Genomic DNA, 25,909 nt, shown 5'->3' with positions numbered 1-25,909 from the left:
CGAGCAGCTCTCCGAAAAGTTGAAAGCGAATTAGGCAGGATTATCGCTCGTCATTGGCGGGAGCGCGTTTATACCGATGATAAGCTTACGTCGTCAATCCGGCCAATAAAGAACAGGTTATCGGAAAATCTTCCATGGCGACGAAAGAACATATTGATCAGGCGATGGAAGCAGCGAAAGAAGCGTTTAAATCATGGAAAAAATGGACAGCAGAAGAGCGTGCGGAGGTCATGTTCAAAGCAGCAGCTATCGCACGTCGCCAAAAGCATGAAATTTCTGCATTGATGTCCTATGAAGCGAACAAGCCATGGGGGCAGTCAGATGCGGACACAGCGGAAGGCATTGACTTCCTGGAGTATTATGGCCGTCAAATGATCCGTCTTGGACAAGGCAAGGAGATCAATGACCGTCCCGGTGAAAACAACACGTACTTTTATCAGCCGCTGGGACCGGGTGTTACCATTCCGCCGTGGAACTTTGCATTTGCCATTGTGACCGGAACAACTGTCGGACCGATTGTAGCCGGCAACCCGGTACTGATGAAGCCGTCTGAAAACACACCGGTGATTGCTTACAAAGTTGTGGAGATTTTGGAAGAAGCCGGCCTGCCAAAAGGCGTTCTCAACTTTGTGCCGGTGATCCAGCCAGAAATCGTGACTATCTCGTTGGATCATTAAAGACACGCATTTCATTAATTTTACCGATCAGTTGGAACTGTTAACCGCATTTACAACCGTGCATCTGTACAGGATGGCCAGAACCATTTGAGCGCCGTGTGCCGAAATGGCGGAAAGACACGATAATTGTTGATAAGGATGCCGATCTGATCTGGCTGCCAAATCCAATGTGGATTCTGCATTCGGCTCCAGGCCAAAAATGCTCGGCATGCTCCGTGCGATCCGTGCAAGAGGAGTTTATGATGACGTGCTTGAAAAAGCGATTGAACATGCGAAAGCCTACACATTCGGTAACCCTGGTGAAGAGGATGTGCCAATGGGTGCTGTGGCCAACCAGAAGCAATTTGATAAAATTAAGGATTATATTGAAATCGGCAAAAAAGAGGCGAACTCGTTTATGGCGGGAAACTGATGATTCAAAGGCTATCATGTTTCAAGCAACGATCTTTAAAGACATGGATCCTGAGGCCGTGTCATGCAGGAAGAAATTTTTGGCCCAATTGTCGGATTTGCCAAAGCAAAAGATTTTGATGAACTGCTGGATATCGCCAACAATACCGATTACGCGCTGACTGGTGCGGTTATCTCGAATAATCGTGAGCATCTCAACCGTGCCCGTCATGAATTTGAAGTCGGCAACTTATACTCAATCGCGGGTGCACCGGCTCTATTGTTGGTATCAGCCATTCGGCGATTCAAAATGTCCGGAAACAGACGCCAAGCAGGCGGACCGATTATCTGCTGAACTTCCTGGCGCCGAGACTGTGACAATCTTGGTAAGTGAATCGTAATGATGAAATGAGCGGTGTTTTATACTGCCGCTTGTTTTTTGTTTGAATTTGACTCAGGGAAATAGTGAGGCTTCGTAACTGAATCAGCAATATGTCTCAAACCCCTATAATATATTATCCTTCATATTTATTTGAAAAATAGTAAGCGCATCGCGACTTGTCAAATCTAATGACTCGGAGGCAGTGGATTAGTACAAGCTATCCTGGGCAGGGACAACGGCTCGGCGTATTGGTGTTAAACACTGTTCGTGCTCGTATTGGGTAAAGGTGTTATTGCTCATCACCCACTACAACCGTTGATCCTAAGGATATCTTGAAGTCCAAGCAAAAGAATCCGAGGCGCAAAAAGGTTCGTAAAGCTATTGGTAATAACTAAACTACGTCCTCAGGGACCTGGAATATGTCTCGTGCCTTGTTCGACAAGTAGTACTGTCATCCCTGGAAAAGTGGCAATATCGGAATTAATGGTGATACAGGAACTAAACTGTCAGCAGCGAAGCATGTATGAAAATAAAAAGCATTAAAATCGACCATTGCATTGTTTGTTCCATTAACCTCATGTACGTCTGATTGTACGTGGAAACCAGATGCTAATGTTGAATTCAGAGTTCAAAAATCTCCCGTGAGCATGATTAATGGCATTTGCCACACTGGACCAACTGTCATGGGGCGCCTATCATGGAGGTGTCGCCTCCAAAATGCCGTTGTAATCTATAAAAAACGCTATGGTGTATCTGGCCTTGCCGATCAAATTTAAACGAACAAGTGACGGAAATACTACAAGCAACGTGGCATCAGTTAAGAGGGCTCAAAAACTGGCCCCTTCTAAAGATAAGCAAGAAATCGGCTTCAAAACAGTTGAATACCAGGATGCCATAGAACGAGTGCGATGGAGGCAAGCGTTTCTAACGGCTTACTCTTATTTCAGCATGCCTCATGCAATGAGTGAAGCGGTCGCTCCATCCAGTTCCTGACTATGAACCTTGAAAAGATCCTCTGGGATACTTTTTGCGGTTTTTTATTTGATAATCCAAACATGTTTTCACAGTAGAAAATCCCTCATACTTTTGAATAAGATATAAGTCATTCAGCAAACCCAACTTAACGCGGCGTAGTCAAAGTTCTTCCTACGGCTTGCTTCGATTGAAGACAATCTTCACTACTGTTCCGAAATGTCATGGTGAACTTAATAAACAATCGAGCCCTCGTACTCTTTTTTTAGTTCAGCAAGGTATCCACGGGAATTAATTTTTTAAATATGGCTTATTTGGTGGTCCTATCACTGTGACTACTATATACGATGGTAAATATTTTCGTCCTATCTTATTTCAAATTCATTTTAAGAAAAAGCATATGAATTTTATCTCCTAACCAAGTTCCATAATACGTATATTATTCTACCGAAATATTGCTAAAAAATACCCGGAAAAATCTCTGAGATCAATGGTTCCTGGTTAGTAATGATTGTATGTACTGCAAAAATAGGTAGTAACAACACTAACAATATTCACGTGGTAAAATAATGACAATGGAAAGTAAAATGTCATTAGAAAAATAAAAATACTATAAGAAATAAAAAAAGAAAAAGTATTGACAAATAAATACATCCGATGTATATTTTACTCATCAACACAATTTTGATATTTCGACAAAAAAATAGTGAGTTTCTTGATGGAATTGCAAAAAGTTGAAAGCGCTTTGATTGGAGGAGCCAATTACGCTTTCATTTAAAAAATGAGCTGAATCATTGCAATTTCTTCTCGTAAGGTAGGTTTCAACTTTATAACTTAGGAGAACTCACTACAATCAAAGGAAGAATTAAACTTGTTTTGATAGAAATGATTGCTTAGTCAAATCAATAGGTTGTTAAGAATTACTATTTTTTATTCTCAATTAAAGAAAAGGAGAGTGATAAATAATGGATCTAAAATGAAAACGGTTAATTTGTGAAAATTAAAGAATATAAGCAAGTCTAATAGTAAGCGTTATCAAAAAACAAAGGGGATGGGAAAAGGTGAATATTAATTTTAAAAAGATGTTTGTAACGATTTTAATGGTAACACTGGTTTCAGTATTAGCAGCGTGTAGCGATGGTGCTAATAGTGCCCCCAATTATCCTGATGAGGATATAACAGTTATTCAAGGGTTTGATCCAGGTGGTGGCAGTGATCAATTGGCTCAGGTTACACAGCCTTACTTGCAAGAAAACTTAGGTGTATCTTTTAACAATGAATATATTCCTGGCTCTGCTGGGGCGATTGGCTGGACAAGGGTTGCTCAACAGTCTCCAAATGATGGATATACAATTAGCATTACAAACGGACCGATGCTTATGACAAACTACTTGATGAACGATGAAATTTCTTATAGTTTAGAGGACTTTGAGCCCATCGCAAATGTTGTTACAGATCCTGGAGTTATAGTAGTACCTGCGGATAGTGAATTTGAAACATACGAGGAATTTGCCAATTATTTGAGTGAAAATCCAGGAGATTTAACTGCTTCTAATTCGGGAGTTGGGGGAGATGACTTCTTTACTCAACTAAAATGGATGGAAGAAAGTGGATTGGACATGGAACTTATTCCATATGACGGAGATGGTCCATCATGGCAGGCAGCTGCCGGTGGTGATGTAGATGTCAGTTTTAATAACCTTGGCGTAGTATATCAGCAGATCCAAGAAGGTAATTTAAGAGCCTTAGCAGTCTTTAGTGAAGAGAGGATTGAAATGGTGCCTGATGTACCGACTGCTAGTGAATTAGGATTAGATGTAGTCTCTGGCTCTTCTCGTGGTTATAGTGCACCAGCTGATATACCGGAAGAGGCAAAGGAAAGGTTAATTGAAGCCTTCGCCCAGCTTGAAGACAATGAGGAATTCCAGGAAGATTTGGACAATTTAGCACTTCCAATGGATCTTAAGCTGGGAGACGAATACGCTGAATACCTTGAGGAAGAAGAAAAGACTTCTGCTGATCTTTGGGAAGAAGTTAAAGACCAATATGAACAGTAACTCAAATACAACATGAGAGAAGAAGGCCTTTCTTCTCTCATATTGTAAGAGAAGAGGAGGTTGAGAAGTGTCATATTTGGTAAAGCATTCAATTGGGAGTATTTTCATTTTAATTTTAAGTATTGTTTTCTTTATAGAATCACTTAATTATCCTGCATCAGCTGCAAGGTTGCCCCAAATTTTGATTATAATAATAGCTTTGCTGGGTATCGGGATGTATATAGAAGCTTTTATGAAATATAAGAAAGAGAAAGAAGAGATAAGTAAAGCAGAAAAGAAAAAGGCTGAAGAACTTAATGTTAAGCGAGTACTGCTATTCGGCACCTTAATTGCTTTATATATCATTCTCATAGATGTAATCGGTTACTTCCTATTAACGCCAATTTTTCTTTTTGTAGCACTGACCTATTTAAAAGCTACAAAAATTACTACGGCCATATTGCTTTCCATCGTGTTTACAGCGTTTATCTATGGTTTGTTTAGTATGTTCCTAAATATTCCCCTTCCAATGGGTATTTTCTCTTAACAAGATAGGAGTTACACAAGCTAACAAGAAGAAAAGAAAGATAAACTAGGAAATAGTACTTAATGCAAGGAGGGAAATTGTATGAATGAAATTATGGCAGGCTTAGTGAATGTCCTTTCAATAGATAGTTTATTCTTTATAGCTCTAGGTATGGCGTTAGGGATATTCGTTGGGTCGATGCCAGGTTTATCAGCTACCATGGCAATCGCAATTTTATTGCCACTAACATATGGGATGGATCCGGCAAATGGGATTGCCATGTTAGCCTCCTTATATATGGGAGGGATGTACGGGGGATCAATATTAGCAATATTGATTCGGACTCCTGGAACCCCCGCCGCAGCTGCTACAATATTAGATGGATATGTAATGACAGAAAAAGGGCACGCAGGAAGAGCTTTAGGTATTTCGCTTGTATCATCTCTAGTAGGTGGGGTTATAGGTGGTATTGTTCTTTTATCCATTTCCCCGCTTTTAGGACAAATTGCTCTTAATATCGGAGCTCGGGAAATGTTTGCAGTTGCTGTATTGGGCATAACGATTATTTCGTCTCTTTCAGCTGGGTCTGTAATTAAGGGTCTTCTGTCGGGTACGATTGGTTTATTAGTTTCCTTGATGGGTATGCACGCAATAACTGGAATTCCCAGATTTACCTTTGGGAGTGTATATTTATTTGATGGTATCTCTTTTGTTGTTGCGTTGATTGGATTATTTTCGATACCTCAGGCTTTAAGGTTAATAGAAAAAGATAAAGCAGTAGCAAAAGCTAGTAAAATTAAAGATAAGATTTTACCGAGTTGGAAAGAATTTATAGGACAAAGGATAAATTTTTTACGCTCAGGTGGAATTGGTGTACTTACTGGTTTGATTCCTGGTACAGGTGGAGATACAGCCAGTTGGTTCGCTTACAACGAGGCTAAAAGATTTTCAAAGGAAAAAGAAAAATTTGGTACGGGACACATTGATGGATTAGCTGCTCCTGAATCAGCTAATAATGCAGTGGTTGGCGGAGCGCTCATTCCAACAATAACATTGGGAGTTCCCGGTAGTTCAGCAACAGCTGTATTGCTCGGGGGTTTGATGATACATGGAATTATGCCTGGTCCTACACTAATGACTGAACATGCAGATGTAGCCTATACTTTATTATGGGCCATATTGTTTTCGAGTATATTTTTATTTGTTATAGGTCTCTTATACACAAAAGTAGCGGTAGGTATTACTAGGATACCAGGGAAGATCTTAGCTCCAATTATCATTTTGTTATCCGTGGTTGGAACTTTTGCAGTGCAAAACAGTATGGTTGACGTAATGATTATGTTCGTCTTTGGAATTCTTGGTTATTTCATGGATAAAATAGATGTACCCGTGGCTCCTTTAGTTGTAGGGTTGATCCTTGGTAGTATGTTAGATACTAGCTTGCATCAATCGTTGTTAATAGGGGGAGGAAGCTGGGCTGTATTCCTGTCCAGTCCGGTAGCGGTAATACTATTAATAATCGCTTTCTTTTCTGTCCTTCAATCAACACCATTGCTTGGTAAGGTAGTTGGATTGTTTAAAAAATAAACAAAGTTTTATATCTGTCATTGTTCCATGTTGTATGCTTATTGTGTAAACTATTAGTTAAATGATTCCACTTTATGAATTTTAATTCATCTGATGAATGTGGAGTTGATTGCCAGGAATAAATAATGGAGGGAACCTATGTTTAAAATTCAATACCAAAAAATTTTGGATGAGATGAAGCTGAAAATCGAAAGTGAAGAATGGGTTGTTGGAACAAAGCTGCCAACAATCAGTCAATCAGCTGCCAAGTATAAGGTAGGTAACTCCACCATACGAGAAGTGTATAGATCCTTAGAAACTAAAGGTTACGTTAGTATTCAACAAGGCAGAGGAACCTTCGTAGCTTATGACGGTTCCATGCAGTTTACAAATGTAAGCCGCTCTTCATTTATGAAATTATTAAAGTTAACAGAATTTCGTATTATGATAGAACCGTCGTTTGCTGCAGAAGCGGCACAGCAAGCATTTAATAATGAGATAGAAATGATTACTGAATCTACCAATATCATGAGAGAATTGGCTGAAAATAAGCAATCAACACATGAGGAAGATTTACGTTTTCATAAATTAATTGTTCAAGCAACGCATAATGAATATGCCATTAAAGCGTATGCAGAGTTGCAAGAAGAATTAATGCTAATGCACACTTTTGCTAAAAAAGAGCAAATGATAGAAAAAGCAGTACATTATCATCAAATGATTGCTAGATCAATAGCGAGTAGAGATGCTAATAATGCAAGGATGTATATGCAATCTCATATGGAGGCCAAAAACAGTGAATTAGCTATGTATGAACTGTTAGAAACTGGCCTGAAAAACTAGTAATGCTAAAGTTAGGATCCAACTCTTGATGTAAAAATGTGTAGGATAATGAATTAGATTTTAACTGAAAATTTATTATACACTCCGCATTTACTACTAACATATACAAGGAGAAATGACTATGAAGATTGGTGTTATTCATGCAACATGTAATGCAGTACCACCCTTAAATTCAGCATTTAAAAAACTGGCTCCTGATGTAACTTTGCTAAATTTTGTAGATGAAAATATTCAATATCATGCGAATCAGATTAAGGGTATGGATGATAAAATATATCGGGATTTTATTCATATTACAATCAAGGCACAAGAAGCAGAAGTTGATGCAATCATTGTAGCATGTACCGTTCTAACTCCGATTGTAGATGTTGTAAAGCCATTTATAAAAGTACCAATATTAGCAGTTGATCGTCCCATGTTGGAAAAAGCTATAAATAACTACAAAAAAATAGGTGTGGTTGCTACAAACGCACCTTCTGGACCAGCAACTAAGACCCAATTAGAAAAGCTTGCAAGTGAATTTGGTAAAACAGCTGAGGTAGATGTCGAAATAAATACGCAAGCTATGACAGAATTAAAGGCTGGAAAAGAAAAGGAACACAACTTGCTTAACCGCGTAGCGGCAGCTGAATTGAAAAAGAGAGGATCTGAGGCTGTAATTTTATCACAGATTACTCAGGCATCTGCTGAACAAGAAACTGCATCACTAGGAATTCCGGTATTGACAAGTCCAAGAGAGGCAGTGGAAGCAGTATTAAAAGCAGTAGAAGATCAAAAACAGTAATTGAAGGTAATATTTCCAAACAACAAGTATAAAGCAAAGGAGATTTTTATAATGAAGGTAAGTTTTATTGGACTAGGCGTAATGGGAAAAGGAATGGCTTTAAATCTTGCAAAGGGTGCAGAAGAAGGCGGGCATGAATATCTTGCATGTGATACAAGTCCACAAGCTCTTGAAGACTTCCAAAAAGAAGGTTTAAATACCTCATCTAATATTGCTGATGCCACAGACAGTGATTATATATTTCTATGTCTGCCAAATTTAAATATCGTTAAAGAAGTTATATTAGGTGAAAATGGTATCCTGCAACATTTAAAACCGGGACAGACGATTGTCGACTTTAGCACAATAAGTTACCTGGGCGTACAAGAAATTGCAGAAAAATGTCAGGACAAGGGCATTGATTTTCTGGATTGCCCGATTTCCGGACAACAAGCTAAAAGCATGGATGGAACACTCAGCATCATGTGTGGTGGTAATGAGGAAGTATTTAATAATATAAAACCATTGCTTGACAAAATGGGAACGCAAGTCCTTTATATGGGTGGCAGTGGTGCTGGACAATTGACAAAAATGATAAATAATAGTGCGTTAAACATCTGTACAGCAAGCTTTTCTGAATTAATGCCGGTAGGTGTTAAGCTTGGCCTCGATCCCGAAAAGCTTGGGGATGTATTAATGACAGCAACCGGTTCCAGTTTTGCATCAAAAACGCTGATACCTAAGGTATTAGAGGGAAATTTTGAACATGGATTTTCACTTGATAAAGCATATAAGGATATGGAGAGTATGTATGAAGTGCTAGTGAAAAATGAGATTCCACTGCCAACGTTAAATGGGGCAATGCAATCCTATCAGCACGCATTACAAGGTGGACAGCGTGATTATTATAAACATGCCATGATTCGATTCTATGAAGACATGCTAGGTGTAAAGGTTCGTAAAGAAGGGGTTGAATGATAGGTAGAAGTTACTAATATTCAGTTGACTGTGTTTTGTTCTTATTCACTTAGTGTAAATGCAATATTACTCTAAGTGGATTCGACTCAACTGAATTAATTCTTAATAATTATGAAATACCAGGAGGTAAATATGTTTCGCATTGGTTGTATTGCAGATGATTTTACTGGTGGAAGTGATATAGCCTCTTTCTTTGTAAAAGGCGGCCTCAGTACAACTTTGTACAATGGTATACCTGAAGGGGACATTACTGAAGAAGCCGATGTATGTGTAATAGCCTTAAAAACACGTACTCAGGAAACAAAAACGGCTGTCAACGAATCTCTCGAAGCAATAAAGTGGCTGCAGGAGCGTGGAGTACAACAATTTTATGTAAAATACTGTTCTACGTTTGATTCTACACCTGAAGGTAACATAGGACCAATTTGTGACGCTGTAATGGAAGAACTTGATGTGCCCCATACCATTCTTTGCCCCGCTCTCCCGGTAAATGGACGAACGGTTAAAGAAGGACATTTATATGTAAAAGGCATTCCATTACACGAAAGCCCGATGAAAGATCATCCACATACACCGATGTGGGATAGCGATTTGGTTCGCTTAATGGATGCGCAAAGTAATTATCCAAGTGTAAAATTACCGAATTCTCATCGGGAAGAGGATACTGATGAATTTATCGAAAATGTATCAAACGAAATAGATGCAGAGCGGTTTTATATTATACCCGACTATGAAAAAGAAGAAGATGCAGAAAAATTGGTTCGATCTTTTGGGGATTTAAAACTGATTACTGGTGGGAGTGGGCTGGCAGAGCCGTTGGCGAAAAAATACAAGAAAAGTTTAGAAGCCAAAGACTTTGCAGCCTCAGGAGCACCGGCTCTAATTTTATCTGGCAGTTGCAGTGAAGCAACTAGAAATCAGATTGCTGAGTATGAAAAATCTGGTGGGGAAAGTTATTTTATTGACCCAATGAAATTATTATCAGGTGAAGAATCGGTGGAAAACATTTGGAACTTCATCTCTCAAAACAGGAAGAACTCTGTATTAGTTTATAGCAGTGATACACCAGAGAATGTTAGACGAACACAGGAACAAGGAAAAGAAGAAGTTGCCGAAACATTGGAAAAAGCTATGGCGGATTTGGCAGCACTTGCTGCGAAAGAAGGATATCATCGGATTATTGTAGCTGGAGGGGAAACAAGTGGAGCGGTAACAAAAAGATTAGGATATACAGGATACCATATTGGGCAAAGTATCGCACCAGGAGTACCTGTTATGATCCCTACACAGGATACCCGAATACAAATAGTGCTCAAAAGTGGAAATTTTGGAGATACGGACTTTTTTCTACGTGCATTATCTTTAACATATTGAAGGATGGGGGAAGTATGGATAAAAGTTTAGAGGAAAAGTTTGATGATGCTATATGGGTTGCCCGCAGCCTATTCGACCGTGGTAAAGCTACAGGGAGTGTTGCGAATTTAAGTTTTTTACATCAGGATAAAGTTTATATCACAGGCAGTGGAACATGTTTTGGAAAATTGAGTCCAAATGATTTTGCTGTTGTGGGTCTTGATGGCCGCAGGTACGATAAATTAAAACCGAGTAAAGAGCTGCCATTACATTTATCTGCTTTCAAAGCAAAACCCCAAACTGGTGCAGTTATACATGTCCATAGTAAATATTCTGTGCTTTGGAGCTGTGTACCAGATTTAAATGAATCAGATTGCATTCCAGATCATACTCCATATTTGAAAATGCAGTTGGGAACTGTCGGTTTAATTCCTTATGAACACCCTGGAAGTAAAGAGCTTTTTGATGCATTTGATGAACGTGTAGCAGACAGTGATGGCTGGCTTTTAAGTCACCATGGCCCCGTTGTTCCAGGGAACGATTTAATGCATGCTTTTAATGCACTGGAAGAACTGGAAGAAAGTACCAATATTGCATGGGAGTTGCGCAATAGATTATAGTTTCTTTCTGTTCGAAACCGGATCTGAGTAGAAGAATGTTTTTCAAAATTGATATCAAACCAGCAGTTACTAAGAGACGGTATCAATTGTAGCAAAGTAACAGCCATTTATTTTATTGGAGGGAATACGATGAGTACAAAAATTGGCCTGGTTCATGCAACGATGAATTCTGTTCAACCAATTTTGCATGCTTTTCATACACATCATCCATCTGTAGATTTGATCAATGTGATGGATGAAGGACTAATTTATGAATTAAATGAAACGAATACAATCACACAAAGTATGATTAGAAGATTAATGGATATCACTGGAAAAGCAGAAGACGCAGGTGCCGACGCTATTTTATTAACATGTTCTTCATTTTCTCCGTACGTTCCTGAGATCACGCATTTGTTTGGTGTACCAGCACTGAGTTCAGATGAAAGTATGTTGGATAAAGCGGTAGAAATTGGAGGTAAAATCGGCGTCATTGCAACGGTAGCAAAAGCTGGCCCCACAACAACAAACTTACTATATAAAACTGCTGAAGAGAAAGGGAAAACGATTGATGTCAATACTGTCGTCATACCGGAGGCTTTCCAAGCTTTACAAAAAGCGAATCAAGCCAAGCATGACGAATTAATCCACACAGAAATTGACAAACTATCCAAGGACTCTGATGCCCTTATACTCGCACAGTACTCTATGGCACGTTCACTTGATTCTTACGAAAGAGGTTCAACGCCAATTTTAACTGGTCCGGAAGTTAGTGCAAATGCAATTGTTAAGCTTGCTGAAAAAGGTTAATAGGGATTGAGGCCTTATGGAAGGAATGGAAGCATATGATAAATAAACTTTTTGACCTAACAGGGAAAGTAGCCGTTATTACTGGTGCGAGCCAAGGACTTGGGATTGAGATTGCGAAATTTATGGCTGAGTCAGGAGCAAGTGTTGCACTTATCGCAAGAAATGAAGATAAGCTTAAAGCACTTGAAAAAGAACTTACAGATTCAGGATATAAGGCTCTTGCCGTACCACTCGATATAAAAAACACAGAAAAGATCCAGCCTGCTATGGAAAAAATCAATGATCACTTTGGCCAAATTGATATCTTATTAAATAACGCAGGAACAAATATTACAAAACCGGCAGAAGAGATCACTGAAGAGGATTGGGATCAAGTTCTGGATCTGAACTTAAAAAGTGCCTTCTTCTGCTGTCAAGCTGCTGCAGAATATATAAAGAAAAGCGAGAATGGAAAAATTATTAATATGTCTTCACAGATGGCGGCTGTCGGATATTATAAACGCAGTGCTTACAGTTCGAGTAAAGGCGGCATAACCCAATTGACACGGTCTCTCGCTATCGAGTGGGCCAATCATAATATAAACGTTAATGCTGTCGCTCCGACATTCGTTGAAACGCCACTTACGAAACCGATGTTTGAGGAGCCTGATTTTCAAAAAGATGTAATGAGCCGTATCCCCCTTGGCCGTCTAGCCAAACCAGAAGATTTATTCGGGGCGATATTATATTTAAGTTCCGCATCTTCAAGCATGGTGACAGGACAAACAATTTTTGTGGATGGTGGATGGACTGTTTGGTAAATAGATAGGAGTTACATCAAATAATCGGCATTAATATATAAGAAAAACCGGGCAACTTCGCCCGGTTTTTCTTATATTTCATTTCTGTTTAAAAAAGTTACCTTTATTTTTTGTTTCCATACTTACGAACGCGTAATAACGCTTGTTCAGCATGACCTGAGAAATTTTCCAGCTGGCAAAGCCTGGCAGCATATTCACCGATGTAAGCACTTTGTTCTTCCGAAGTGATCTTTTGATAAGTAACAGTTTTTAAAAACTTACCTACCCAAAGCCCCCCAGTGTACTTAGCTGCTCCTTTTGTTGGCAATGTATGGTTCGTTCCAATTACTTTATCTCCATAAGCGACATTAGTTTCTGGCCCTAAGAATAGGCAACCGTAATTCGTCATGTTTTCTAAAAAGAAATCAGGTTTTTTCGTTAAAATTTCCACATGTTCAAATGCCAGACGGTCTGCTTCTTTTAAAGCCTCTTGCTCATCATCAACGAGGATAATTTGTCCGTAATCTTCCCAGGAAACACTTGCGACATCAGCAGTAGGTAAGACTTTTAATTGTCGTTCAATTTCTTTTAATGTCTCCTCAGCAATGCCTTTAGATGTTGTTATTAAAGCACCGGGGGATGTCGGTCCGTGTTCGCCTTGTCCTAAAAGATCTGTGGCAATTATTTCTGGATCACTTGTTTCGTCTGCAACAACAAGAGTTTCAGTTGGACCCGCCAACAAGTCAATTCCAACCCGCCCGTAAAGCAGACGTTTTGTTTCCGCAACAAATGCATTACCTGGTCCAACAATCATATCTACAGGTGCGATCGTTTCTGTCCCAATAGCCATTCCGGCCATAGCCTGAATTCCGCCAAGAATATAAATTTCATCTGCGCCTGCTTTGTGCATGGCAAAAACAGTTGTAGCAGGTATTTCGCCATTTATTGGTGGAGTGCAAGCAATCACTCTGTTCACGCCAGCTACTTTAGCAGTTAGAACACTCATATGAGCAGAAGCCACCATTGGATAGCGACCACCAGGTATGTAGCAGCCTACACTGTTTACAGGAATGTTTTTATGACCAAGTAGTACACCAGGCATCATTTCTACTTCAATGTCTTTCATGGAATTTCGTTGTTCTTCAGCAAATTTCCTTATATTGCTTTGTGCAAACTCGATGTCTTTTACCGTTTGTTCAGGAATAGTTGAGCAAATCTCTTCAATTTGTTCCCCGGTTAATCGAAAGCTATCTGGACTCCAGTTATCGAATTTCTCCGATAGCTCTCTGACTGCTTTATCCCCTTCATTTTCAATGTTATTAATAGTTGAACGGACGATTTCGGATACCTTTGCATCTTCTTTCTGGATATCTTCTTCTATTTTCCCTTTTTTGAGATATGTTGCCATGTTATCTCTCTCCCTCCATTTTGCATACGTATGCAAAAATATTTAAATAAAAAGCTATGTAAATAGCTTTATATAAAATATAAACGGAAACGGTTACAATTGTCAATGAAAAAGTGTTTCTATTATTTTGTCGTATTACGATCAATAAAATGACCTTTTAGTTTTAATGTTTCTTTATTAGTACGTTTCGGATTTGTCAAAAGTAGATTTATTGTTTCATTTACCATTTCTTCTATTGGCTGTGCCCAAGTAGATAGCATATAACTAGGCCAGGAAGACATTTTTATATTATCAAATCCTATAACAACAACATCCTCTGGCACAGAAATAGACATTGCCTTTAACGCATCTAAGGCACCTATCGCTGTAATATCATTAGCCCCAAAAACCACCTCAGGCTCGTGACCGTTTTCAATTATAGTTTCTGTTAGATGGTAGGATGTCTCGTAGGAATAATCTCCCTCTAAAATAGTAATGGCTATCCCTTTGTGTTTAAAAAAATCAGTGAAGCCCTTTTGTCTATCTCTGCTTGTTGATGCATTACTTTTCCCTGTAATAAAAACAATATCCCGGTATCCTTTATCATAAATATAAGAAGCAATTTCTGATGCAGCTTTTATATTATCACAAGAAACAGAATGACAGTCTATATCCTTGTGGTACCGGTTGAATAATATTACCGGAATGTTATTGTTATGGAGTTTGGTGACTAAATTAGAAGACAGAAGTGCATCGGTGACAATAATTCCTCCCACATTATATTCCAGAAAATTATTTATCTCACCTTGTTCAATCTCTTCATTTTCCGTATATACAAATAACACGCTAAACCCTTTCTCCCTTAACTTTTGTGTGAACATACCCAAAACTTCGTGATAAAAAGGATTTTGAATATCTTTCATTGCCAGGCCGACTATATTTGTTTTTCGTTTTATTAAGCCTCTTGCTAATGCATTGGGGCGATAATTTAATTCTTCTGCTACCTTCAATACTTTCTTTCTCGATTTTTCAGAAACACTTGCACCAGTAGTAAAAACTCGTGAAACGGTAGATTGAGAAACATTCGCCAACTTAGCTACGTCCTTAGCTGAAATAATCTTCTTTTCCATGTTGATGCTCCAATCTAAACGGATAGTTTAATCTTTGGTAGGTACTAATAACGGTAGAACAGGTTTTAGTACATTGCCGTCCCAATCATGATAACTTTGATCGGTCTCCGATGCAATCATCAAACCTAACCATTATCCGCGAAGCCATCCCGTTGAAAATGCACATAACTGCACTACAATATCAAATTAAATATGCGAGGATTGAGTAAGGAAATACAACAAGACTTCCTTCTAAATTAGGATACAAGCCAGTTAGAGAATGCCAAAAAAAAGTTCTTTTCTGTCAGGGTATGATATAAAATTTCCAACTCTAAATCCATTTCTCCAACTGCTCTTCTGTTTGTCGCTTTTCTTTCAAACCATGAACGGTATAAACCTCGGCTGTTTATGAATCCACTTTAAATAGCAATGGTACAAGCACTATATTGGCGAAATGATCAAAATGCAAGTAAACCCTTATAAGTACCTAAGGATTGATATTCCAACATAGGTATAACTTGGCAGGAATTCAGGTTATATGCGTGGAATTAACATAAAGGAAATAAAAAAACTTGCTGACGTGATTCATTCAGAAAAATGCAACTTGGACAAAACCCTGTTTAAGATATTTTTACGTACACCTTATTAAAAAGCACGGCCCTCAATTTTCAAGTGCACCGTGCTTTTTGTACATAAGCCTTCTCAAACCTACTCCACAAACGACGTATTCACAAACCCTTCAAAATCCGGCTGCTCTTTCAGGAATTGCAGGTCATGTGATGAGTTGCCGAATTCCTGGATGACGTCAGGATTGACTTCATAGGTGAAATTTGTGCGCTCCCAAGCATTTTCCATTGCGCTTTTTTCCAGCTGTTGATCTGTGATGTCGGCAATACCTTCGATGGTAATGTCGATTGCTTCGTCCGGGTTATCGTTAATATAGTTAACAGCTTCCTTATGGGCGTCAACTAATTTTTGGACCTGTTCGCTGTTGTTATCAACCATGTCATCGGATGTGACCATGACAGCTGCCGGCAATGTTTCCCCGAACGAAATTTCGCTTGTCGGGATGACGACATTGGCATCCACTTCTTGTTCCATAACGGATGCCCATGGTTCGGGCGCTGTGGCGACATCAACGTCACCATTTTCAAACATGGACTGATACCTTGCCGGCTCACCGGTTACATGAGTCATGGAGCCACCGGTACGTTCGGAGGTAACGCCTCTTTCTTTCATATATGTTTCAAATTGAACATTGTGTGTGCATCCGACACGTGGTGAAATAAAGGTTGACCCTTCAACGTCTTCCCAGGACTCAATGCCGCTTCCATTACGGGAGACGATTACCGTTCCTCCGGTTGAAGAGGCGCCGATTATCTGGGCATCCACACCGGAAATAAAGCTGTTCATTGCCGGTCCCGGTCCGACGAGTCCGCCTTCAATTTCACCGGCAGCCAGTGCTTTCATAAACGTAGCACCATCCGGGAATGTCTGGTATTCGACATTGACATTGCCTCCGAGGTGTTCTTCATACATTCCTTTCTGTTTGGCAACCATCGCCGGTGCGTGGTTCAGATTAGGAAAATAGCCAATGGTAACTGTTTCACTTTCACCGCTGCCTCCTGAAGCTTCACCACTGCCGCTGCCGCATGCTGCCAGCACCAGAAGTATGCTTACCATTAAAAGACCAAAAAGTTTTTTCAACATAAAAACCCCTTTCTGATGTTGTTGTTTAATATAGGGTGATGCAGAAACAAGCCAGCTTGCTGATCTCTTCCAATCCGGCCTCTGACCTCTGGAAAACGAGGTTAGGCCTGAGTTTTTCTTATGCTGCTTCTTCCATCCCCCAGCGTTTGAGAACTTTATTTTCAATTCGCTGGAATATCAGCTGATCGACAATTGAACCAATGACGCCAATAATGATAATAATCCCGATAACAAGACTCATATTGTTAAAATCAGATGCATAACTGAGTGTGTAACCCAGTCCGGGTCCCGTGCTCAGCATTTCACCGGCCATCAGAGCGCGCCAGCTGAATGCCCATGCCAGCCGGACACCGGTGACGGCGTGCGGGATGGATGCTGGAACTACCACTTTAAAAAATAAATCCATTCCCTTTGACCCCATCGTCCGGGCGGCTTTCAGATAAATCGGTGCGACGTTTTTAATCCCGATACGCATATTCATCGTCATGACAAATGTTCCGCCAATGACAACGACAAAAATAATGGACGCTTCGGTAAAGCCAAACCAAATAATAGCAAGTGGCACCCAGACAATGCTCGGGACACTTTGCAGGGCCAAAATCATCGTGCCAAGTGTCTCATCAGCCAATTTCACCTTGGCAAGCAGCACGCCGAGAAGGGTCCCGATGACGAGTGAAACGGCGAGTCCGATTAAGAGATGACGGAAACTGGCCAAAATATCATAAACGAGTGTCATATCGGCAAAACCGGCGATGATTGTTTCAGCCACAGTAAACGGACTGGGTATCATGGATTCCGGCCAAATGCCAAGGAGGAAAATCCCCTGCCAGATTAAAATAAGAATCGTGAAAAAGATAATACGTTTAATGACTGCCGGCATGTTGCAACTCCTCTTTCATCACGCTTTCAATTTCTTTTTTCAGGATGGCCATAACGTCTTCTTCCAAAAGGGCCATATCTTTTTGCTGACGCGGGCGCTCCAGATCCACTTTAAAGTCTGAAATGATTGTGCCCGGACGTGCACTCATGATGATAATGCGATCTGACAGTTTAATAGCTTCACGGATGCTATGTGTGACAAATACGATAGTCTTTTTCGTTTCTTGCCAGATTTTCTCTACTTCATCTTGAAGCACCTGTCGGGTTTGTTCATCCAGCGCTCCGAATGGTTCATCCATTAAAAGCAGGCCCGAATCCATCGCCAGCGCCCTGGCAATAGCTACGCGCTGCTGCATGCCGCCGGAGAGTTCATGTGGATAATTTTCGGCAAATTGGCTGAGATGGACCATTTGTAAAAAATGGGCGACTGCTGATTCCTGTTCCTTTTTACGCAGCTTTTTGCGCAGTGGAAACGTGACATTTTCCTTAACCGACATCCACGGAAATAAGGCCGGCTCCTGAAAAACCATGCTTTTATCCGGTCCGGGTTCGGTTATGCGTTCATTTTCCAGACTGACTGAACCGGATGAGGGCTCTGTCAATCCGGCCATAATGGAAAGCAGTGTTGATTTGCCGCATCCGGACGGCCCAAGTAATGAGATGAATTCACCTTGATTGATTGGCAGATTAATCGTTTCAAGTGCCTTTAGCGGCTCTTCACCATGACGGGGAAATGACTTGCCGACGTTGTTAACACTCAGGTACATGGGTTTATTTCACTCCTCATTTAAAACAAACTAAGTTTATCGGGAATATAGGTTTTAGCGTATTGTATCATGGAAGGTATGTTTTTCCAAGAGGGAAACTTGTACAAATTGGGTGATTTTAAAAAAATGGGCTTTAGCAGGATATATCAGGTAAAATAAGGAATTTTGAGAGGAGATAAAGCAGTCCACAGAGGGAAACGAATAGCTGTTGATATGATGGTTATCAACAGCTTTTCGTTTGATACTTCACCCGGATAACTAAGATGACAGGGGAAGTTGTGCGGTTAATCTCAGATATCGACGGCTTCCGGCTTAACCTAAAAACCCAATAACCCTCCTCAGAGCTATCGGCTTCAAGATGTACTTTAACTCACTTCCACGTATCTTCCAGCACACGAATCCAATTTCCGTGTGTGATTTTCTTCAGTTCGTCATCATGAAAACCATGAGCTTTTAAGCGATCAACCAGCTTTGGCAAACCGGTGACATCTTTTAGTGAGTCAGGAACGGTCGTGCCGTCAAAATCGGACCCCAAAGCCACATGATCAACACCAAATTTTTCGGCGATATAAGCCACATGCCGGACAATTTTATCCAGCGAAATATCTGTTCCGAGCCCGCCATCCTCGCGCAGCATGTTTACCGCATAGTTAATACCAACAACACCATTTGATTCAGCAATGGCGGTGATCTGTTTGTCGGTCAGGTTCCGCGCAATTGGGCTCAGCGCATGTGCGTTCGAATGGGTTGCGACAAGCGGAGCGTCAGTGAGACTGGCAACATCCCAAAATCCTTTTTCGTTAAGATGGGTGTTATCAATCATGATGCCCAACTGATTGCATTTCCGGACGAGCGCTTTGCCGGCGTCTGTGAGTCCGCCGCCGGTATCGGGAGACGATGGATAGCGAAACGGCACGCCTTCCCCGTATTTATTCGGCCGGCTCCAGGTAATGCCGAGTGACCGCAGTCCTGCTCGATGAAGCACATGCAGGGCGTTAAAATCGGTATCGATCGCCTCAGCCCCTTCGATATGAAAAATGGCTGCCATGATGTCATTTTCCAGACAATGCTTCAACTCATCGGCCGTCCGCACAACTTTTAACTGGTCATTTGCCTCAGATTCCAGCTTGAATAATCTGGCTCCGAGTGCGTTTGTGAATGCTAAGGCTTTTTCCTGGGAGATTGGTGGCGGCAGCGGCACATCATAGCCGTTCTCCGTTAAGTAGTTTTCCGGTTCAACTTCATAGTTTTCATTCGGCGTGAATACGGCAAAAAAACCACCGCCAAGCCCACCTTTCTTAGCACGGGGCAAATCAATGTGTCCATCTGAGCTTTCCTCAAAAAATGATGCTGGAGTATCGGATGTGTGAAGTCTGAGTAATGTATCGTTATGTCCGTCGAAAACGGGGAATTGGGTCATGTTTTATCGCTCCTTTAATTATCGTTTTGTTTGTATCATATCATACTAAACAGTGCATTAGTTTGGGTGTGCAAAAAATAGTTATGAACCACCTGACTTCCATTAAATACAGATAGATCTGGAATTTGTCATTGAAAGATACACTGCCGAAAAATCACTTCATCCGTGGTTGTTACGCTTATTAACGTTGGAACTACAGCGATTCAGGCTCAAATTACAGCGAACCTCGTTAAATCTGCAGCGAACTCTTCTCAAACTACAGCGATTTCACATCAATCTACAGCGCCGAGCTAAAAATCTACAGCGGTTTCGACTTAAACTACAGCGATTTTCCCGCAATTTATAGCCGTCCGCTATAGACAATTATGGGCGTTTGTAGGAATGAAAGTGGTTATTATTGGCTGCTAATATTTTTTTGCGTTACAATTCCCTCGTATTATGTCTAATTTTGTCTTTAAAATTTATCTTTCAGGGTACATTATAGGCATGGGCAGTCCCAATACATAAGGAGTTGTTACGTTGGTATTTGTATGGTTTCTATTAGCAGCTGCATTAACAGTATATACTGCCATGAAATTATCAGAGTATGCTGATGTGATCAGTGAAAAAACAGCAATGGGCGGGATGATTGTCGGGACGATTTTGCTGGCTGGTGCCACGTCATTGCCGGAAGTGACGACAAGTTTCTCTGCTGTCATTATTGATAATGTTGATATAGCAGTCGGGAATATGCTTGGCTCCAATCTTTTTAATGTATTCATACTTGCGGTGTTTGATTTATATTACAGGCGGCACAGGCTATTTCATTTAGCGAGTGACAATCATAAGTATACGGCAATTTTGGGCCTGATTTTGATGATTCTTGTATCAGCCGCATTGCTGCTTCGTCTTGATTATACCATTTTCGGAGTTGGTGTGGACGCGTTGCTGATCATGATGGTTTATATTCTTGGAATGGTGGTAATCAGCAGAATGCCATCACCAACCGTTAGTGAAGAAGAAGTAAAGGAAGCGGAACAAGCACCGGCCAAAAAGAAATCCATCTCTGTGAAACATGCGGTGATCGGCTTTATTATTGCAGCCATTTTTATACTGGGAGCGGGAACATTGCTTTCGATTACGGGTGACAAGATTGCCGCTGTAACTGGTATGGGCTCCAGTTTCATAGGAAGCTTTCTGATTGCAGCGACAACCTCACTGCCGGAAGGGGTATCTGTTTATCAGGCATTGCGTTTAAAAAACGTTAATTTGGCAACCGGAGCAATTCTTGGAAGCAATATGCTAAATATGTTTATACTTGCGGCTTCAGATGTCATTTATCAGAAAGGATCGATCCTGGCAGATGCGTCTGTGTCGCATCTCCTTTCAGCGATTGGGGGAACCTTACTTGTTGCGGTTGTGATTTGGGCATTCATGCGAAAACGTTCAGCATCGCTATGGGTATACAGTATCCCTTCCATCATAACGGTCATTGGCTATTTTTTCGTACAGTATCTGATTTTTAATAGTTGACTCATTTGCCCGGTTAACGGTCGTTGTATGTTGCCTCGTGTTTAGCCGGGTATATTCAGGGAAAAGTACAAATAGAATGATTACCAGTGAGTTAGTTGTAAAAGGAGTTGAAACGTATGGCAGAAGAAAAAATCAAATTGCTTCGAAAAGAGGAGATCGCGAATGATACGATGGCGTTTCACTGGGAGATGCCGGATGGGTTTGAATTCAAGGCGGGCCAGTTCGGTGATTTTACGTTGATTGATCCAAGTGAAACGGGTGAAAAAGGGAATAGCCGGGAGTTTTCCTTTGTCCATGCCCCATCCGAAAATGATCTGGTGACGGCAACACGAATACGGGATTCGGCCTTTAAACGGGAACTGGAAAAATTGCCGGAGGGCTCAGAGGTGAAATTTGACGGACCGATTGGAAACTTTACACTGCATAAAACAGAGTCAACGCCGGCTGTTTTTATTATTGGCGGTATTGGGATTACACCGATTCGAAGTATGATAGCCGAAGCAACGAATAAGCAGACTTCTCATGATATGACCCTGCTTCATTCCAACACAACCCCTGAAGATGCACCATTTCAATCGGATTTCAAAGCATTTGAGGAAAAGAATCCGAATTTCAAGTATATTCCGGTCATGACGAAAGCGGGCGCTGATGAATGGAACGGGGAAAGCGGCTATATTGATGAGGAAATGCTGAAACGTTATGTATCCGACGTAAGTGAACCCATTTATTATCTTTCCGGTCCGGGTGATATGGTCAATGCGATGTATGATATGCTCGTTGAAGCCGGTGCAAATGAGGATAACATCCGTGCCGAAGAGTTTTATGGCTACTAATAGAGGCTCATATAGCAAAACTGTCATGGTGGCAGCGCTGTGGCAGTTTTTTAATGAGGTTGGAAACTATAACATTTTAGATGAAGACTTCAATCTTGAAATCGGCTAACTCACCGATTTCTTCCAATCCTGCCTCTGACCTCTGGCATCTGAAAAGACGCGTCAGCGTTTTTTCTATGAGGTTTATGTGGTATAAATTAACGCGAATCCGGTACCGCTTTTACTGGATTCGCGTTATTGGTAAAAAGTCAATGTCCGGTATTTGAGGGGTTATTTTGCCCCGAGATTTATAACGGCATCGGCAAACTCGAAACCGTGGTCAATATCTTTATCATCCGGCTCAAGTTCGAACTTGAATTTTTCCTCATAAACAGTTGCGTTCCGTTCCTGTGACTTCGCTGCAAGGGTGTCAATAGCCGGTCCGTATATATCATAATAAGTGTCACAAGATCCGAAAACACCAACCGTTTTTCCGGTAAGATCAACATCATCCATATCGAAATAAAAGTCTTCCACTTCAAACGGAATATCGTCGTCCCATGAATATGATCCAAACAGGATACTGTCAAACTCTTCCAATCGCTGAGCGTCAATTGGATCGAGGTCAAATGATTTATGTTCCACATCATGACCTTTTTCTTTTAGGTGATTGGTCATCTCCTCGGCCATTATTTCAGTACTGCCTGTCAGACTAGCGTATAATACTAAGACTTTAGCCATATAATCATCTCCTTAAAACATCCTGACCTGGATTTATTATACCGTCTAATGAGAACTGTTTTCAATTTAAAAACATGACATATTTAAGAAAGTTTTTGGACGTTTACGAAAAGGTCGCTGCTTGTTGATGTATATAAGTGGTGCGGGCGAAATAATAATTATTCAATTGAATGATAATATTTCCTGAGATATTCCATTTCAATTGTGCCGGATTTCATTTCATAAAAATAGTGGCTAATCAGAACTTTATCTTCAAAAAGAACGATGAAATCCGCGTCTTCATCTTCATACAAATAAATCATACTGCCACTCATCGGCAATTCAGATGGCTCATTACCTCTGATTTTTTTATACTTTACCGTTTTCAGATAGCCAACGAATTCCTGGATTGTCTCATGATCATCGGTCGTTTTATAGCTGCTGTCACTTGGCAGGGATAGTTTCAGTTCGGTTAGGTTATCCGGGTTCACATTAAGCGTATCCGTAAATTTTTGCATTCCCCATTCAACCTGCATGAGCACCGCCAAAGAGGCAGTTATCGTTATGATTGAAACGAATACGATTTTTTTCATAGCGTCCACATCCAGGATAAATCTTAATTTCACATTTAGTATGACACCTGTTGCAGACTTTTCACTTGATCCACATCAATTTTTAAGAACTAAAGTAAAAATCAATTATTGCAGCCAACTTAACTTCTTTTGTTATTACCCCACTTTTCTGACAGCAGATTGCATACACGAACGGCACACCAAATAGGATGTTATGTTTTAAGTTTGGAATGTATGGGTAAAGAAAGGCGGGGTTCTTGTTAAACAATCATCACATTTGCTTCTGAAACAGGTCTTGCATAGAGTCATTTGAGTATTGATGTCCATATGCGTATTGTTTTGAGAAAACACCTATATAAAAATAAATATTTCAAATTATTTAAATAATAATTGACACTGTGAATTTTCATGAATATAATATAATTAAGCAATTGTCGACAATCGACAGACTAGTCCATTCATTTCTAACAAGCATTCCGGACCTGATTTTTTTACAATCAATGATTCAAATTTTCATCACAAAACAGCACATCCTGCAAAACGTCGACAAATAGTAAGCGGTTTCATGATATCGCTAGTATGTATGACGGGGAGGGAAAATCTGTGTTAACATTTCCTATTTCAGAGTTCCATGAGCGGTTGAACAATACAAAGTACCGGATGGCTGATGCCGGGGTGGATTTACTGATGATCACTGATCCGGCGAACATGAACTACTTGACCGGGTATGATGCATGGTCATTTTATGTTCATCAAATGCTAATTGTTATTATCGATGAAGATCAGCCGGTTTGGATCGGTCGGGGCCAGGATGCGAATGCGGCCCTGCATACCACATGGCTCGACGAAAGTCATATCGTTTCATATGATGACAGTTATGTTCAGTCATCAACGAAACACCCAATGGATTTTATATGTGATTTGTTGAATGAACAAAATTATGATAAACAAACAATAGCCGTTGAAATGGATGCTTATTATTTTACGGCAAAAAGTTATATGCGTTTAACACAAGGTTTGCCGAATGCCACCTTTAAAGATGGTACCAATATGGTGAACTGGGTACGTATTATTAAATCAGAGCGGGAGATTTCTTATCTTAAGCAAGCTGCCCGAATTTCCGAAAACGCCATGCAGGTGGCTTTCGATATGATTAATGAGGGCGTTCGGGAATGCGATGTTGTTGCTGAAATATCCCATGCGCAAATAAGTGGTACAGAGGATTTTGGCGGTGATTATCCGTCAATCGTTCCATTGCTGCCGACGGGTGACAAAACATCCGCATCCCATTTGACCTGGACGGACGACAGGTTTAAAGATGGGGATCCAGTCATTATCGAATTAGCCGGCTGCTACCGGCGCTATCACTCACCACTGGCAAGAACAGCTGTGATCGGAAGGCCTTCTGAAGATATGCAGTATGTTTCAGATGTTGTACTTGAAGGGATTAACACGACGCTGGATGCGGTCAGACCGGGGGTTACATGTGAAGAATTGGAAGGTGTCTGGCGGCGTGTCATTGAAAAGAGCGGTATCAAAAAAGAGTCGCGAATGGGCTATTCGGTGGGGCTTAATTACCCGCCGGACTGGGGAGAGCATACAGCAAGTCTCAGACCGGATGATCAAACCGTTTTGGAGCCAAACATGACATTTCATTTGATACCCGGTATTTGGATGGAGAATATGGGTGTTGAGATTAGCGAATCGTTCAGGGTAACTGAAACTGGTTGTGAAATTCTCGCGGAATTCCCGCGTGAACTGATGGTTAAACCAAATATCCGGCTGGCTTAAGTGTAGAGACATTTTGTATGTCTACAGTTTGGTTCATTTTGTAAGGCATTTGTCGTAAACTGTTTTACCTCGTAGTTTGAGATAAATTGCGACACACTGAAAATGTGCTCCAACACCGCTCCGGAAATACGCTCCGCGCACCTTAGGGCGGCTGGTGAGCCTCCTCGTGCTCGTCGCGTTGCAAGTAATCTCGGCGAGGCATACGCTCCTCGCAGAAAAGATTGCTGGCGCACTGCGGGGTCTCACCTATACCTATTCTCCCGCTGGAGTCGCCGCGTATTTCCTTCCACTGTTTGCTGTTTATAATCTCATTTTGTGTTGTTTAATTAAATCTCTCTTGAAAGTGTTGATTGGAGTGGAGGGCAGGAGACTCCTGCGGGAAAGCGGGCAGCTAGACCTGAGCAGGAAGCGGTTTTCTTCCGAGGAGGCTGAAGCGTTGCCCTAAGTGCGGCGGACTGCCCGGAACGGAAATCAACATAGGCACTCTACGTCGCAGTTTAAGATTTTACGTTTACAAACTGTAGATCATCTGCTCTGGTGTGATTCCCGTAATGAC

At 40.8% G+C, this 25,909-nt stretch carries 22 protein-coding genes and 1 pseudogene; 15 read left to right on the top strand and 8 right to left on the bottom strand.

The features are described from left to right. Positions 1-134: 134 nt before the first annotated feature. The 12 genes and pseudogenes from Len3610_RS20940 (at position 135) to Len3610_RS10990 (ending at position 12,695) form a co-directional block, all read left to right on the top strand. Positions 135-677: an aldehyde dehydrogenase family protein gene (locus Len3610_RS20940; RefSeq protein WP_255259568.1), complete on the top strand. Its 543-nt coding sequence runs from the start codon at positions 135-137 to the stop codon at positions 675-677. 199 nt (positions 678-876) lie between these two features. After that, positions 877-1,422 (top strand): annotated as a pseudogene (locus Len3610_RS20935) (aldehyde dehydrogenase family protein). Positions 1,423-3,482: 2,060 nt separating this feature from the next. Continuing rightward, complete coding sequence (locus Len3610_RS11035) at positions 3,483-4,478, top strand: Bug family tripartite tricarboxylate transporter substrate binding protein (RefSeq protein ID WP_217994019.1); 996 nt, start codon at positions 3,483-3,485, stop codon at positions 4,476-4,478. A 67-nt stretch (positions 4,479-4,545) separates the two neighbouring features. Next, positions 4,546-5,004: a tripartite tricarboxylate transporter TctB family protein gene (locus Len3610_RS11030; protein WP_176447995.1), complete on the top strand. Its 459-nt coding sequence runs from the start codon at positions 4,546-4,548 to the stop codon at positions 5,002-5,004. Between the two features lie 81 nt (positions 5,005-5,085). Continuing rightward, positions 5,086-6,570 (top strand): tripartite tricarboxylate transporter permease, encoded by a 1,485-nt coding sequence (locus Len3610_RS11025; RefSeq protein WP_176447994.1) that lies wholly within the window; start codon positions 5,086-5,088, stop codon positions 6,568-6,570. Between the two features lie 138 nt (positions 6,571-6,708). Next, positions 6,709-7,392, top strand: a complete 684-nt coding sequence (locus Len3610_RS11020) for a FadR/GntR family transcriptional regulator (protein WP_176447993.1) — start codon at positions 6,709-6,711, stop codon at positions 7,390-7,392. 121 nt (positions 7,393-7,513) lie between these two features. Further along, entirely contained in the window at positions 7,514-8,176 is a 663-nt protein-coding gene (locus Len3610_RS11015; RefSeq protein WP_176447992.1) for an aspartate/glutamate racemase family protein, read from the top strand. Beyond that, a complete protein-coding gene (locus Len3610_RS11010; RefSeq protein ID WP_176447991.1) occupies positions 8,177-9,133 on the top strand; it encodes an NAD(P)-dependent oxidoreductase in 957 nt (318 codons plus the stop codon). A gap of 132 nt (positions 9,134-9,265) precedes the next feature. Then, the gene (gene otnK, locus Len3610_RS11005) at positions 9,266-10,507 is read left to right on the top strand and encodes a 3-oxo-tetronate kinase (RefSeq protein WP_176447990.1); all 1,242 of its coding nucleotides are present in this window, start codon (positions 9,266-9,268) and stop codon (positions 10,505-10,507) included. A gap of 14 nt (positions 10,508-10,521) precedes the next feature. Beyond that, positions 10,522-11,106, top strand: a complete 585-nt coding sequence (locus Len3610_RS11000) for a class II aldolase/adducin family protein (RefSeq protein ID WP_176447989.1) — start codon at positions 10,522-10,524, stop codon at positions 11,104-11,106. 129 nt (positions 11,107-11,235) lie between these two features. After that, entirely contained in the window at positions 11,236-11,895 is a 660-nt protein-coding gene (locus Len3610_RS10995; RefSeq protein WP_176447988.1) for an aspartate/glutamate racemase family protein, read from the top strand. Between the two features lie 35 nt (positions 11,896-11,930). Then, positions 11,931-12,695 (top strand): SDR family NAD(P)-dependent oxidoreductase, encoded by a 765-nt coding sequence (locus Len3610_RS10990; RefSeq protein ID WP_176447987.1) that lies wholly within the window; start codon positions 11,931-11,933, stop codon positions 12,693-12,695. Positions 12,696-12,798: 103 nt separating this feature from the next. Here the strand turns inward: Len3610_RS10990 and hisD are convergent, their stop codons facing one another. From hisD to Len3610_RS10960, 6 genes are all read right to left on the bottom strand, one after another. After that, on the bottom strand, positions 12,799-14,082 hold the full coding sequence (gene hisD, locus Len3610_RS10985; protein WP_176447986.1) for a histidinol dehydrogenase: 1,284 nt from the start codon (positions 14,080-14,082) through the stop codon (positions 12,799-12,801). A gap of 122 nt (positions 14,083-14,204) precedes the next feature. Continuing rightward, the gene (locus Len3610_RS10980; protein ID WP_176447985.1) at positions 14,205-15,191 is read right to left on the bottom strand and encodes a LacI family DNA-binding transcriptional regulator; all 987 of its coding nucleotides are present in this window, start codon (positions 15,189-15,191) and stop codon (positions 14,205-14,207) included. A 687-nt stretch (positions 15,192-15,878) separates the two neighbouring features. Beyond that, positions 15,879-16,880: an aliphatic sulfonate ABC transporter substrate-binding protein gene (locus Len3610_RS10975; RefSeq protein ID WP_369693570.1), complete on the bottom strand. Its 1,002-nt coding sequence runs from the start codon at positions 16,878-16,880 to the stop codon at positions 15,879-15,881. A gap of 118 nt (positions 16,881-16,998) precedes the next feature. Then, complete coding sequence (locus Len3610_RS10970) at positions 16,999-17,760, bottom strand: ABC transporter permease (RefSeq protein ID WP_176447984.1); 762 nt, start codon at positions 17,758-17,760, stop codon at positions 16,999-17,001. Then, on the bottom strand, positions 17,744-18,526 hold the full coding sequence (locus Len3610_RS10965; protein WP_176447983.1) for an ABC transporter ATP-binding protein: 783 nt from the start codon (positions 18,524-18,526) through the stop codon (positions 17,744-17,746). Before Len3610_RS10965 ends, Len3610_RS10970 begins: the two co-directional genes overlap by 17 nt. Positions 18,527-18,896: 370 nt before the next feature. Beyond that, complete coding sequence (locus Len3610_RS10960) at positions 18,897-19,946, bottom strand: dipeptidase (RefSeq protein WP_176447982.1); 1,050 nt, start codon at positions 19,944-19,946, stop codon at positions 18,897-18,899. A 519-nt stretch (positions 19,947-20,465) separates the two neighbouring features. On the opposite strand from Len3610_RS10960, the gene Len3610_RS10955 reads away from it, so the two are divergent. After that, on the top strand, positions 20,466-21,458 hold the full coding sequence (locus Len3610_RS10955; RefSeq protein ID WP_176447981.1) for a sodium:calcium antiporter: 993 nt from the start codon (positions 20,466-20,468) through the stop codon (positions 21,456-21,458). Between the two features lie 116 nt (positions 21,459-21,574). Next, a complete protein-coding gene (locus tag Len3610_RS10950; protein WP_176447980.1) occupies positions 21,575-22,291 on the top strand; it encodes an FAD-dependent oxidoreductase in 717 nt (238 codons plus the stop codon). Between the two features lie 270 nt (positions 22,292-22,561). On the opposite strand, the gene Len3610_RS10945 is transcribed toward Len3610_RS10950, so the two are convergent. Both Len3610_RS10945 and Len3610_RS10940 read right to left on the bottom strand, forming a co-directional pair. Further along, on the bottom strand, positions 22,562-23,011 hold the full coding sequence (locus tag Len3610_RS10945) for a flavodoxin domain-containing protein (RefSeq protein ID WP_176447979.1): 450 nt from the start codon (positions 23,009-23,011) through the stop codon (positions 22,562-22,564). Between the two features lie 158 nt (positions 23,012-23,169). Beyond that, on the bottom strand, positions 23,170-23,583 hold the full coding sequence (locus Len3610_RS10940) for a hypothetical protein (protein ID WP_176447978.1): 414 nt from the start codon (positions 23,581-23,583) through the stop codon (positions 23,170-23,172). A gap of 582 nt (positions 23,584-24,165) precedes the next feature. Here Len3610_RS10940 and Len3610_RS10935 point away from each other — a divergent pair. After that, a complete protein-coding gene (locus Len3610_RS10935; RefSeq protein ID WP_176447977.1) occupies positions 24,166-25,353 on the top strand; it encodes a M24 family metallopeptidase in 1,188 nt (395 codons plus the stop codon). The last annotated feature ends 556 nt before the right edge of the window (positions 25,354-25,909 follow it).

The sequence above is a fragment of the Lentibacillus sp. CBA3610 genome (assembly GCF_013373365.1).
Lineage (GTDB): Bacteria > Bacillota > Bacilli > Bacillales > Amphibacillaceae > Lentibacillus.
This window is presented reverse-complemented; position numbering and strand designations above follow the sequence as displayed.

Coding starts and splice junctions, on each gene's coding strand:
- Len3610_RS11020 (WP_176447993.1), top strand. CDS start 6,709: ATGTTTAAAATTCAATACCAAAAAATTTTGGATGAGATGAAGCTGAAA.
- Len3610_RS10945 (WP_176447979.1), bottom strand. CDS start 23,011: ATGGCTAAAGTCTTAGTATTATACGCTAGTCTGACAGGCAGTACTGAA.
- Len3610_RS10960 (WP_176447982.1), bottom strand. CDS start 19,946: ATGACCCAATTCCCCGTTTTCGACGGACATAACGATACATTACTCAGA.
- Len3610_RS10980 (WP_176447985.1), bottom strand. CDS start 15,191: ATGGAAAAGAAGATTATTTCAGCTAAGGACGTAGCTAAGTTGGCGAAT.
- hisD (WP_176447986.1), bottom strand. CDS start 14,082: ATGGCAACATATCTCAAAAAAGGGAAAATAGAAGAAGATATCCAGAAA.
- Len3610_RS10940 (WP_176447978.1), bottom strand. CDS start 23,583: ATGAAAAAAATCGTATTCGTTTCAATCATAACGATAACTGCCTCTTTG.
- otnK (WP_176447990.1), top strand. CDS start 9,266: ATGTTTCGCATTGGTTGTATTGCAGATGATTTTACTGGTGGAAGTGAT.
- Len3610_RS10990 (WP_176447987.1), top strand. CDS start 11,931: ATGATAAATAAACTTTTTGACCTAACAGGGAAAGTAGCCGTTATTACT.
- Len3610_RS10975 (WP_369693570.1), bottom strand. CDS start 16,880: ATGTTGAAAAAACTTTTTGGTCTTTTAATGGTAAGCATACTTCTGGTG.
- Len3610_RS10995 (WP_176447988.1), top strand. CDS start 11,236: ATGAGTACAAAAATTGGCCTGGTTCATGCAACGATGAATTCTGTTCAA.
- Len3610_RS11000 (WP_176447989.1), top strand. CDS start 10,522: ATGGATAAAAGTTTAGAGGAAAAGTTTGATGATGCTATATGGGTTGCC.
- Len3610_RS10970 (WP_176447984.1), bottom strand. CDS start 17,760: ATGCCGGCAGTCATTAAACGTATTATCTTTTTCACGATTCTTATTTTA.
- Len3610_RS11025 (WP_176447994.1), top strand. CDS start 5,086: ATGAATGAAATTATGGCAGGCTTAGTGAATGTCCTTTCAATAGATAGT.
- Len3610_RS10965 (WP_176447983.1), bottom strand. CDS start 18,526: ATGTACCTGAGTGTTAACAACGTCGGCAAGTCATTTCCCCGTCATGGT.
- Len3610_RS10950 (WP_176447980.1), top strand. CDS start 21,575: ATGGCAGAAGAAAAAATCAAATTGCTTCGAAAAGAGGAGATCGCGAAT.
- Len3610_RS20940 (WP_255259568.1), top strand. CDS start 135: ATGGCGACGAAAGAACATATTGATCAGGCGATGGAAGCAGCGAAAGAA.
- Len3610_RS11015 (WP_176447992.1), top strand. CDS start 7,514: ATGAAGATTGGTGTTATTCATGCAACATGTAATGCAGTACCACCCTTA.